This window comes from Chryseotalea sanaruensis (assembly GCF_003990915.1).
In the GTDB taxonomy this organism is placed as follows: Bacteria; Bacteroidota; Bacteroidia; order Cytophagales; family Cyclobacteriaceae; genus Chryseotalea; species Chryseotalea sanaruensis.
Genome location: NZ_BHXQ01000002.1, coordinates 301,651 through 314,582, shown reverse-complemented (window position 1 = coordinate 314,582; position 12,932 = coordinate 301,651). Strand labels below are relative to the sequence as shown.

Sequence of the window (12,932 nt, the reverse complement as noted above, 5' to 3'; positions counted from 1 at the left end):
ATATGAAAAAAAGACTCTTCTCATTAGCGTTAACGATTTTGAGTGTGGCTGTTGCCATGGCTCAAAACGTGAGTACGCGAACAAATGAATTCGAGGTGGACTTCAGCGATCCTAAAAGACTCGTTTATACCACTATCCCGGTTATAAACTGGATCACGCCTGTGCAAGAAACAAACTATGCACAGGAGAACAAATTTAAGATCAGGGTAGAAATTGATTCTGATAAACCCATCAAAAACATCATTATTAATGTAAAAGAAAGTGAACAATCCGCTTCACGTGGTAGCTCCTCCATACAACCCACAGACGAAGAAAAGCTTCACACTGTTGTAGAGCGCAACATTACATTAATGGACGGTGATAATTTGCTGGAGATTATAGCAGAGAACATCGATGGACAAAAAACAATTAGTTACAGAAAGGTAACGGTTGGCTCGACATCACTTGCAGATGCAACTAAACTTGACCGCACCGATTATGCACTGATTTTTGCAACAGATGAATACGACCACTGGGGAGATTTGGTAAACCCTGTATTTGATTCACGCACCATTGCAGCCGAATTGAAAAACACTTATGGCTTTAAAGTTGATGTACTGGAAAATGGCACACAAGCTGATGTACTAAAAAAGATCCGTGAGTATGCAGAGAAGAAATATAAACCACTGGATCAGCTTTTAATATTCTTTGCTGGCCACGGTAATTATGATCAAACCTTTGGTGAAGGTTTTGTGGTAACACGCGAATCGTTGATTAACGATGAAGCAAAAACAACTTACCTGTCGCACAATCGACTTCGTTCTATCATCAACAACATTCCATGTGAGCATATTTTTCTGGCTATGGATGTTTGCTTTGGCGGAACTTTTGATGCAGCCTTGGCTTCATCAAGGGGTATTGGGGATGAGGTGTACAAGGAGCAGAACACTGCAGAGTTTATCACCCGAAAGCTCACCTATAAGACGAGAAGGTTTTTAACCTCGGGTGGTAAAACCTATGTATCTGACGGTATTGCGGGAAAGCATTCACCATTTGCAAAAAACGTAATTGAGGCATTAAGAAGTAGAGGAGGGAGAGATGGTGTTTTAACCCTTCCAGAAATATACTCATACGTTGAAAAATTGAAGATTCAGCCTAGATTTGGTGAATTCGGAGACAATGCTCCCGGCAGTGATTTTGTGTTTGTAGCCAGGTAATGGCAATATCTTACTCCAAAAAGAAGGTGGGTCAAATGGCTCACCTTTTTTATTGCATTTAGCTTATTACAAAAAGTAGAACTACTCAAAAAAACTGTCTTAAACATATAGCCATACAGTTTATTGATACATTTCGGCAGCTCAAAATAGACTTTACTACGCTGATTACCTTAAATTCTTGAAAATTCGATGATAATACGCTCGCCATGTTATTTGCAGAATTTTCTTTGGTGTAAGTTACATGTACCTAAATTGAAGTATATAGTTTGCTTTTTTGCTAACTTTAATTCAAGTATCATTTAGCCCCCACCCCAATGAGAGTACAATTACTTAGTATTCTATTATTGTTGTTTCCCTTTTGTGCTTTTGCCCAAAAGGTTACAATTAAACGAGTAGAATTAGCCGGTGAGAAAATCATCGTGCATTACGATTTGGAAGACAGTAACCCCAATAATGAGTATCAAATAATGCTTTACAGCTCCCAGAGCAATTTCAACACAGCTTTAACAAAAGTAAAAGGTGATGTTGGCAATGAGGTTAAGCCTGGAAGCGACAGAAAAATCGAATGGAGTATCCGTGAGGAGTTGGGGCCTTATAAAGGCAGGCTTTCACTTGAAGTGCGCGGAAAACAATTTGTCCCAGTAGCAAAGTTCACAAACATAAAGGCTACGACAAAAATGAAGCGTGGTAAAAATCATACTATTACCTGGAAACCAGGTAATAGCAATCCTGTTACCGTTGAGTTTTTGAATGGGGGGCAACAAATTAATGCAGTTGCTAATCAACCCAATAATGGCAGCTACACACTTTTTATTTCAAAACATCAAAGCAAAGGCAAGGATTACATTATTAGAATTACAGACTCACGTAATTCGCAAGACGTAGCCATCTCTCAACCTTTTGCAGTTACACCTAAAATTCCTTTGCTACTTAAAATTGTACCCGTGTTAGCAATTGGCGGTGTAGCGGTAGCCTTAGCTGGTAGTGGAGGTGGAGGCGATAATCCTCCAGGAAACACCAATGGAGAAATTCCTGTCCCAGATCTTCCTGGCAATTAGAAAATAGCTTAAAACTGACATGACCTATCTGAGCATGAAAAAAATTCTTTTACAGACCCTCATTCTTCTTTTAGCTTCAATATCTGTTGCTAATGCCCAAAACACTTGGTCCTTTGTTCCTGGCCCATTTGGAGGAACAATAGTTGATTTAGAAAGAACTTCAACTGGCAAGCTGTTCGCGACAGCCTCAAGTAGTAGCCCTTTCTACCCAGAGGGTTACCCATACGTATCTACTAATAATGGAACAACATGGACACCTGTCTTACTATCTAGCGCAAAAGAAGTTGTATTAGATATTGAATATGATTTTTTATCTGGCAACATATACATCCTCACATATAATGATACTTATCGCTCTATAGATAACGGGGTGACATTTACTAAACAAAACACTGATGAAAATTCTCATCAATCAAGAAGAATAAAAAGACATCCATCTGGTCGATTAATTGGTATGGGACATAGTAACCTTCATTACTCTGATGATGAGGGTGCTACATGGAACCTTGGTTTTGATACGGGTCAACCATTTGCTGGTGTATTACGCGACATCGAGATAAGTGAATTTGGTGATATTATTATAGCAGCAAGTAGTTCGGCAGGTGGACTTCTGCGCTCTATAGATGGTGGTGAATCAGCAATCGAGGTAACAACTGACCTCGTAGGCAACTTTGTAGTGCTTGATCTGGAGTACAATTATCAAGAAAGCCAGATGTACTGTTTTACCAGAGACTTTGGATTTATTTATTCTAATGATGTTGATGGAGCAGGTACTGACTTTCGAGTAGGAGATGAATGGCTAGTAGACAATACAGGTTTAGAGGATCTCAATTTTGAAGATAACTATGGCACTGAAGTTATACTTTCTCTAGGAGATAAATTGATTTTAGTTGACAATTATAATAGAAAAATTTACTTAAAAGACTTTAACGGAAGCTTCCTCTGGGAGAGAGTAGGAGGGTTGCTCACGGCTGATGTAAGATGTCTGGCCGGAGGTAGTGTTTCAAGCTTTATTCTAGGAACTGAAACGCGTGGTGTAATCAGGACAACTAATGGAGGCACTTCTTTTGTGGTTGCGAATAATGGGATAGACAGATTGGAACCAACTGATATGGAACATTTATCAGATGGGACAGTTTTAGTAACAAGCCAATTTAACGTTCATGCACTTGAAGGTGTAAATAATACTTGGTCAGATATACTGCATACACGCGAACGATTCAGACACATTTTACCACTTGAGCTTTCCGAAACAGCTTTAATAATTGGTAGCGAAAAAAGTTATCTATACAATTCATCCAATAATTCTATAACAGAACGCGGCATCATGCCTCCCACTGATGTTGGTTTGGTTGCTATGGGCAGCAACACTCAGAAACTATATGGACTTGATTATGGCAATGGCCAACTCTATTACTCGTCTGACCAGGCACTAACTTGGTCTGCAGCAACAACAGTTACGAATCTTCCTTTACTTGATGGATTTCCCCGGAAACTAATGGTTCGTAATGATGTAACTAACGAGTTATATTTGTTATGGTACGATTATGATAGCGGTAACGACCAAGTGTATAAAATTGATTTAACCACACTTCCGTTTGCAGCTTCAGCTACTCTTGTAACAGAACACGCAATTGACAATATAAAAAGTCTTCAAGTTAAAGAGGGTTTAACATTTGTTTATGGAGATGTGGGATCGAGCATCCACAAATTGGCATTTCAATTCCAAAATAATAATGACTGGATTATAAAAGATGCACCTCCAGGAGGCCAAATGTTTGTCTCAGATCAAGGGCATATTTTTATTACCCGAAATGATGGAAGTGATAGAAAAGAAGTTTTAGTTTCCAGGGATTTAGGTGAGACCTATACAACTATAACTTCATTTGGGAATGTTGGTGACTTCTATGAGATCATTAATCTTGTTGTAGAAGGTAATATTCAAAGTGGAAGAGCTTTTGCGTTGCTTCCATTTAGCGGGCTATACTATACAAATGAAACAGTAATACCTCCTTCGCCAGTTTTAAGTTTTGATGTTGCAGGTGCGGGTACAGAAGAGGTTACATTAAGTTGGACCGATGACTCCTTTAATGAGAATGCATTTGTTGTACAATATTTCAATGGAACAAGTTTTGTTTCTCTGGATACTTTATCCTCGCCTGCCCCTAATGGACAAGGAAGAAGAATATACTTTGTTGATCGCAACAGGACACCAGGCTCTGCCACAACTTACAGAGTGGCGGCCATAAACGCTTCTGGAAACTCTCCTTTCGAACAGGTGGTAGCAAACACTTTAAGTGTTTGCGAAACAACAATTCCCGACAATAGAAGTTGGTCACTGTTTATAGTAGGTACTGAAGAAACAGCTTTAAATGTTGTTGTAAGAAAACAATCAGATGGATATTATTCTATTAGTGATGTTACGGCCGGTCTTGTTAGTGTTGACGAACCTGCTGTAATCGAGGAGTCGTGCGGGACTGTCTATATTCGCGATCAGTTTCTTGCTGAGGGCTCACCAGATATTTATCCGACACAAAATGGCTCATGGAATGACGTAACTAGCGTATTAACCCTGCATTGGATATCCAATCCGAGTGTTGCTCCTTCAGTAAGTCGTACAGTGGAGCTTACATTAAATGCAACAGATCCTATTCCTGCCGCACCGCAGCTTCCAAGAGTATTTGCATTCAGCAGCACAGAAGTAGAAATTAGTTGGACCCCAACCGCATTTGAAACCTCTTTTGTTGTTGAACGTTCTACCGTTTCCGGTAGTGGATTTACTCAAATTGCTGAAGTTAACTATCCTACATCATCCCATATAGACAATACTGTAACGCCAGGCACAACCTACTTTTACAGAATAATAGCCAGGAATAGCACGGGTGACTCTTCGCCAAGTAGTGAAGTAAGTATACCGTTTACAGTTCCACGTTTTTTACAACAGGAAAGCGTAACCACTACGCCATTAACTAATACCATTGGTACGCTTTGGGGAGATTTTGATAATGACGGAGATGAAGATTTGATAATAACCAATTTCGGAATTTTTTCCCTTGAGTTACAGGAAGTACTTGTATATAGAAATGACAATGGCACTTTCACTCCGCTAAATGACGTGTTTGAATCAAACAGATATATAACAGCTAGTATTGCTGATTATAATAAAGATGGTAATCTGGACATCTTTTTTGCATCATCAGGTGAGCCCCACGCGCTTTATCGCGGCAATGGAAACTTTACATTTACAAAAGTAAATTCAATTGTAAATCAAAATACGAGCTCAGACGATGACGGCACATTTTATACTAGTTGGATTGATGTGAATAGTGATGGTTTATTAGACTTACATATTACTTTTTCACAATATGATCCTGGCACAGTTAAAGATGCTTTATATCTCCAAACCAATTCAGGAGAATTTATTGCCGCTACCAATTCAGGTGATTTAACAATAGAAGGAAGGGCTGTAAATGATGTTGTCTGGCTTGACAAAGATAATGATGGTGACATGGATGCTATCTTTGTTATAGACGCCCAATCAGTAACATCAGCACTGGTTTTTGAAAATGACGGAACAGGCTCATTTACCGAATTGCCTAATCCTGGTTTTACACTATTAGCAGAAACATTGGCAGGAGCAGCCGGTGATTACAACAATGATGGATTTATTGATGTATATGTTACCGAGCAAGAGGCATCCTCACCTAATAAATTATTTCGCAATAATGCAGGAACTACGTTTTCCCAACAAGAAGCAAGCGTTCTTATGGAGGCACAGCCAGCTAGTACAATTTCAGCGGTTTGGGGTGATATAGATAATAATGGCTTTCTTGATTTAGTAACCTCCAGATTCGGAAGCAACACAATTTATCTAAACCAAAATGGCACAACCTTTACCAAACTAACAACTGAAAAATTTTGTGATAATGCGGCTATTAATGGCGGCCTTGCTTTAGCTGATTATGATAACGATGGATACTTGGATATTGCCATTACCAGCTTGAATGCCTTTTTCTCACAAAATGCTCAGGCTCCTCCAAACCGTCATCTTTTTAAAAATAGCGGAGGGTTAAATAATTGGTTAAAACTTAAACTTAACGGTACAGTCTCAAATCGTTCTGGTATTGGCGCCAGAGTAAAAGCGCGCATAGGGTCAATAACACAGCATCGTGAAGTTACAGGTCACTCATCTCTTGCTTCACAAAATAGTCTTATCGTTCACTTTGGTTTCGGTTCCTCTTCAGTTATCGATGAATTAATAATTGAGTGGCCATCGGGTATAACACAAACACTTGCAAATGTTACTGTCAATCAATTGCTAACGGTAATTGAAGACAATACCGGTCCGGTACTTACACAATTGGCCCCGATCACTGATGCTACGGATGTTAACGCCAACACAACATTGGCCATAACTTTAAATGAGCAGGCAACGGCTGTAGCTGCCCGCAATTTAAGAATCTTTAAAACAACGGATTTAGTAAACCCTGTATCAGTCATTGCAGTTACAAGTGCTGTAAAAACGGGAAACACATTTACTTTTACTCTTGCACAACCGCTTGATAATAGCACTAGCTACTCAGTTGCAATTGAAGTAGGTGCTTTCAAGGATATTTATGGAAACGACTTTGCGGGTCTTGAAGCATCTTCCTGGCAGTTCACAACCACTGCGGGGCCATCTACAACATTGCTAAGTCCTGCAAACAATGCTGAAGATGTTGCGATTAACTCAACGCTTGAAATCACCTTTAATAAGGCTGTAACAGGTGTGGCTGGAAAAACATTAGATGTATTTATCCAAGGAAGCCCTGAACCTGAGTTTTCGATCGATGCAGCCACTGGAATTATTGCGGGCAACAAAATTACCTTTACACCTCCTTCAGCATTTGAGTTTCAAACCTTATATGATGTAGTAGTTGAGGCTGGTGCCTTTATTGATAATTTCAGTAATGCAAGCAATGAAATTACCTGGAGCTTCCTTACGATAGATAACGTAGCACCAGTAATCACATTTACTGCACCTACAAGCGTGAATAAAGGTGCTGCTACAATTTTTTCACCAATTGTTACAGATAATTCTGGTGAAGTTGAAAATGCAGTACTGCATTACAGAAAAATCGCAGCAGTATCCTTTAGTACTTTACAAGGAGTTTTAAATTCAGGAATTGCAAATCAATATGATTTTAATGTGCCTGCTACATTTTTTGACGAGACAGGTCTTGAATACTTCTTTACTGCAACAGATTTATCAGGCAATGAAGTGCGTTCACCGGCAGGAACCAATACCTATAAACTTTTTGTCAGCTATTCACTAATTGACAGTAAAATACCATCTGCTCAGCTCGGATTAGGCGGCACTAAAAATGGCTGGAAGATATTTTCCATTCCATTTGAATTAGGGAATAGCAATAGTATAACAGCTGTTTTTGATGAGCTTTCAGATCTTGAAAATAAAATTGGCTATCGTTTCCTGAAATATAAAGATCAAACTGGCTGGGGCGAATTTCCCACAGACTTCTCTACAATTGAACGAGGGGAAGGATATTTTATCAACATTAAAGTCGCAGAGGATATTGAAATAGGCGAAGGAATACTTGCCCCTTCTAATGACCGAAATAACCTTTTTCAAATATCTCTAAAGCAAGGTTGGAATATGATAGGCAACCCCTACCTGTCAACGATTTCCTGGGCAGATGTATCAGCTTACAATGCATTAACAGGAACAAATGCAGTTTTGGTGAAATACACCTCTGGTCAATATGCTCAAACAAATCAGAATCTTTCTCCATTTGAAGGTGGCTTGGTGTTTGCCAGCGCAGCAGCAACTATTTCAGTTCCTTTTGCCGGACAAACTAATGCCGGTGTAAGAACAAACGATGTTGTTTTTGGTGAGGGTGATTGGCTAATGCCTTTAACTATCAGCAATGGTGAATTTGAAAATACTTTTGGAGGCATAGGTATGCATAAGTTAGCCGACAATTCCTTTGACCAATTTGATGGTGTAAATCCACCACGGTTTTTCGAGTATTCGGAATTGAATTTCGCGCACCCTGAGCACTTTGCAAAAAACTTCTCGCGAGATGTAGTGCCTACTTCAGATAAGTATGTATGGGAGTTTACAGTAGCTTCTAATCAAAGTGGTTCTGCAACGCTTAAATGGAATAGTGCAGATTTGGCAAACCTTAAACAAGAAATTTATTTATTTGACGAAACGCTTCAACAACCAGTTGATATGCTTTCACAATCTTCATATGTTTTTAATCCTAATGAGTCCTCACGTTTCAGGATTTATTATGGCGAAAACATTATAAATGAAATGTTACCAAACATGGTCCAATTGGGCAAGGCATATCCTAATCCGAGCGCTGATGTAGTATCCCTTCCCTTCTCATTGCCTGAAGCAGGAGGGGCCCGGCAGCAAGTGTCGATTGAAGTGATTGATGCAATGGGAAAAAGTTATGGTACGATACTTAGTAAAGCATTTGCACCTGGTTATTATACTTTTGAATGGAATGGAGCACAGGTTGTAGATACGGAGGGGCTCTATATTTTTAAAGTAGCAGTAGACAACAAACAGGGTAAGCAGATACAACAATCCAGAGTACTGATTAAAAAATAAATATGAAAAAAAGACTCTTCTCATTAGCGTTAACGATTTTGAGTGTGGCCGTTGCCATGGCTCAAAACGTGAGTACACGTACAAATGATTTCGAGGTGGACTTCAGCGATCCTAAAAAACTTGCTAGTACTACCATTCCGGTTATTAACTGGATCACGCCTGTGCAAGAAACAAACTATGCACAGGAGAACAAGTTTAAGATCAGGGTAGAAATTGATTCTGACAAACCCATCAAAAGCATTATTATTAATGTAAAGGAAAGTGAACAGTCCGCGTCCCGTGGCAGTTCCTCCATACAACCCACAGATGAAGAAAAGCTTCATACTGTTGTAGAGCGCAGCATTACACTAATGGACGGTGATAATTTGCTGGAGATTATAGCAGAGAACATCGATGGACAAAAAACAGTTAGCTATAGAAAGGTTACGATTGGCTCGGCAGCACTTGCAGATGCAACTAAACTTGACCGTACCGATTATGCCCTGATTTTTGCAACAGATGAATACGACCACTGGGGAGATTTAGTAAACCCTGTATTTGATTCACGCACGATTGCAGCTGAATTGAAAAAGACCTACGGATTTCAAGTCGATGTTGTTGAAAATGGCACACAAGCTGATGTACTAAAAAAGATCCGTGAGTATGCAGAGAAAAAATATAAACCACTGGATCAGCTTTTAATATTCTTTGCTGGCCACGGTAATTATGATCAAACCTTTGGTGAAGGTTTTGTGGTAACACGTGAATCGTTGATTAACGATGAAGCAAAAACAACTTACCTGTCGCACAATCGACTTCGTTCTATCATCAACAACATTCCATGTGAGCATATTTTTCTGGCTATGGATGTTTGCTTTGGCGGAACTTTTGATGCAGCCTTGGCTTCATCAAGGGGTATTGGGGATGAGGTATACAAGGAGCAGAACACTGCAGAGTTTATCACCCGAAAGCTCACCTATAAAACGAGAAGGTTTTTAACCTCGGGTGGTAAAACCTATGTATCTGACGGTATTGCGGGTAAGCATTCACCATTTGCAAAAAACTTAATTGAGGCATTAAGAAGTAGAGGAGGGAGAGATGGTGTTTTAACCCTTCCAGAAATATACTCATACGTTGAAAAATTGAAGATTCAACCTAGATTTGGTGAATTCGGAGACAATGCTCCCGGCAGCGATTTTGTGTTTGTAGCCAAATAGTATACCGAACCTTTTGCATAGAGGTGGACAGAAATGTCCACCTTTTTTATTTTAAAGCTTAACTTTGGGTTTATCATTCCCCAGTCATGAAGATCACTCTACTTTTATTTATCCTCACGCTAATTGGCTTGCCTGCATTTGCTCAACCAGGCCACTACTACATTTCCCACTACTCACAAGACACACAGGCAGGGGCACTTAGTTTTGATATGACTCAGGATACAAGTGGACTGATGTATTTTGCCAGCCGTAAGGGTCTTACACAATTTGATGGTCATAATTGGCGAACCATAGCTACACCCTCTATTATCTACTCCCTGAGCATGGAGGACGGTCAGATATTTGCCGGAGGTGAAGGTGTGATCGGTCAGGTTATCACTGCAACTGATTACAGTTTACAACTCAGACCTATTTTATCCAATCCAGGCCACGATTATTTTGAAAGTGTAAGTGATAAGGGTGTATTATACTTCATCACAGAAAATGAACTGGTTAGTTATCAGATAAGCGATAAAAAAATAAACAGATTAAAGTTACCAGAAGGCGAAGAAGGCTTCTCAAATTTATTTGAGTTATCTGGGAAAATCTATGCAGCTACATTTAGCGGCAATAATTATAAAGTTGAAGGAGCCGGTCTGGTAAATACCGACTTGGGATCTTTAAAGGGTGTTGACTTGGTGCTTTCTTTTAATAACAATTATTTTGTAGTCACCGAAGATCAAAAATATTACCTGGCTAATGCATCCACTTCTTTAAAAGAGGTTGTGCTGAAAGATGCTAAATATTTGCAATCTGGTGTAGTGGTAAGTGGTGCATGGGTCAATGATAAACTAATAGCACTTGGTACCCTTAATGGCGGTGTGGTTTTTATAAACCCGCAAAATGGTGCAACCGAAGAAATTATAAACTATTACTCTGGCCTTCCCGATAATGAAGTCTTTTGCATGAGGCGCGATTCTGAAGGAAATGTATGGGTTGGTCATGAATATGGCTTTAGCTGTATTGCACCTGAATTACCTTTCCGTTCTTTTAATCATTACACTGGCCTTAGCGGAAACATACTTTGTGCAAAAACCTTCGAAGACAGAGTGTATGTGGGAACATCTGTTGGTCTTTTTACTTTGGTAAAAGAAGATCAATATATGGACGAAGTATATTTTATAGAAAAGAAAGGCACTGTAACAAAGCAGGTAGCTATAGCTGTACAGGAGGAAGAAGAAGAGCCGGCAAAACGTAGAGGGCTTTTTCGATCAAGGAAAAAGAAGAACGAACCAGAAAAAGAAAACCAACCATTAGTAGAAGAAAAAACAGAAACAGTAGTAGCGAAAATCAGACAGGTGCGGAAAATATTAATGGGGAGCACTTTCTCATTTAAAAAAGTAGAGGGCATACAAACAAAAATCGAAAAACTGGTCGATCATAAGGGTACTTTATATGCGTCAGGTTTATCAGGCTTGTTTGAAATTGAAGATCTTAAAGGAAAGCAATTAGTACAAGAACCTGTAGAAGTTATTGCATCCAGTGATAAGTACGGAATTGTTGGTGAAACCTACAGGGGCAGAGTATTCTCGTGGACAGAAGCCGGAGAAAGCACCCTGATCGAAGACATACATGATGACATTAGTTCCTTCGTTGAAGATGCAAAGGGAACTCTATGGATTACAGGATCCAAAACACTTTACAGTTTAGAAGAAAATAAAACATTAAAAACATATGCTTTCACCAATCCGGCATTGGACCATAGCGAATCAATTAGATATGACGATGCCATGGTGTTGGTAAACACAAATGGTTTCTACACAGTAAATGGTGGTGCTGTTCGCGTAATTGATTCACTAGGAAAGCCTTCTCAATTTTTTGCAACAGGCGACAATCTTTGGTATCGGTATAAAGAAATGTGGAGATGCCTTGGCTCTTTTGAAGACAATCAAAACCTGGAATACCTGAATGTATTTGCTGAACTGCGCTACATTGATGCTGAAGAAGGTACTGATGCTTTATGGGTTGTTACTAAAGACAATGAGCTATTCCGCTTCTATTCTAACAAATCATTAGAGCAGGCAACTACTTATCCCTTTTTGATTCGATCCATCCGCAATCAGCAATCCTATTTCCCTGTTAATCTGCCCTTTTATAAACTAGAGCAAGATGGAGGGCAGTTAAATGTAGAAATTGTTCAAGCAACATTTGGTTCTCAATTGGGCGCCCAGTATCGGTACTCATTGGAAGGTTCAGATGCTGAAGGAGGCTGGTCAGACTGGACTAGCAATAATGTTTTTAATTTCCCCTACCTGGCACTAGGCAATTATACACTCAAGTTTCAAACAAGAGATGCCCTGGGAAGAATTAGTGAGTTGGAAAGTATTCGTGTGCGCATTAACCCTCCATTCTGGAAAACCCCATGGTTCTATGCCATGGAGTTTGCCGTTTTTAGTGTGTTGGTGGTATTGTCGATGCGTCTTCAGGCTTTAAACAATCGGTATAGGCTAATTGCGCAAATGCTTTCAATGCTTACCATTGTTTTGTTAATCACCTTAATTCAAGCGGCTGTAGGCACTTATTTCGTCACCACAAGCCCAGTTATGGATTTTGGCTTGCAAGTAGGTATTGCATTTTTAGTACTTCCGGTAGAGATGTTCCTGAGAAAAGTGATGTTTTCAACAAGCGAAAAAAACAAACTTTATCAGATTATAAATCCAACAATAAGAAAGCCTACAACCGTAGATAAATAGTATCTTAGTTTAAAATTCACCCATGCAATGCCTAAGTAAATTCTTAGCTTAATCGTTTTTGTTTACTGAGATGTTGCATGTTTGATGTGTAAATGCCAGTAAGGCTAAGATCTGACATTATTTTATAATTG

General features: G+C 39.3%; 5 protein-coding genes. All 5 read left to right on the top strand.

Annotated elements, in window-relative coordinates:
• Positions 1-2: 2 nt before the first annotated feature.
• The 5 genes from SanaruYs_RS05795 to SanaruYs_RS05775 all read left to right on the top strand — a co-directional run bounded on the left by SanaruYs_RS05795 (position 3) and on the right by SanaruYs_RS05775 (position 12,801).
• The gene (locus SanaruYs_RS05795; protein WP_127121585.1) at positions 3-1,196 is read left to right on the top strand and encodes a caspase family protein; all 1,194 of its coding nucleotides are present in this window, start codon (positions 3-5) and stop codon (positions 1,194-1,196) included.
• 314 nt (positions 1,197-1,510) lie between these two features.
• Complete coding sequence (locus SanaruYs_RS05790) at positions 1,511-2,254, top strand: Ser-Thr-rich GPI-anchored membrane family protein (protein WP_127121584.1); 744 nt, start codon at positions 1,511-1,513, stop codon at positions 2,252-2,254.
• Between the two features lie 34 nt (positions 2,255-2,288).
• Entirely contained in the window at positions 2,289-8,873 is a 6,585-nt protein-coding gene (locus SanaruYs_RS05785) for an FG-GAP-like repeat-containing protein (RefSeq protein WP_160118593.1), read from the top strand.
• 2 nt (positions 8,874-8,875) lie between these two features.
• The gene (locus SanaruYs_RS05780; RefSeq protein ID WP_127121582.1) at positions 8,876-10,069 is read left to right on the top strand and encodes a caspase family protein; all 1,194 of its coding nucleotides are present in this window, start codon (positions 8,876-8,878) and stop codon (positions 10,067-10,069) included.
• An 86-nt stretch (positions 10,070-10,155) separates the two neighbouring features.
• A complete protein-coding gene (locus SanaruYs_RS05775; RefSeq protein ID WP_127121581.1) occupies positions 10,156-12,801 on the top strand; it encodes a two-component regulator propeller domain-containing protein in 2,646 nt (881 codons plus the stop codon).
• Positions 12,802-12,932: the final 131 nt, after the last annotated feature.

Coding starts and splice junctions, on each gene's coding strand:
- SanaruYs_RS05790 (WP_127121584.1), top strand. CDS start 1,511: ATGAGAGTACAATTACTTAGTATTCTATTATTGTTGTTTCCCTTTTGT.
- SanaruYs_RS05785 (WP_160118593.1), top strand. CDS start 2,289: ATGAAAAAAATTCTTTTACAGACCCTCATTCTTCTTTTAGCTTCAATA.
- SanaruYs_RS05775 (WP_127121581.1), top strand. CDS start 10,156: ATGAAGATCACTCTACTTTTATTTATCCTCACGCTAATTGGCTTGCCT.
- SanaruYs_RS05780 (WP_127121582.1), top strand. CDS start 8,876: ATGAAAAAAAGACTCTTCTCATTAGCGTTAACGATTTTGAGTGTGGCC.
- SanaruYs_RS05795 (WP_127121585.1), top strand. CDS start 3: ATGAAAAAAAGACTCTTCTCATTAGCGTTAACGATTTTGAGTGTGGCT.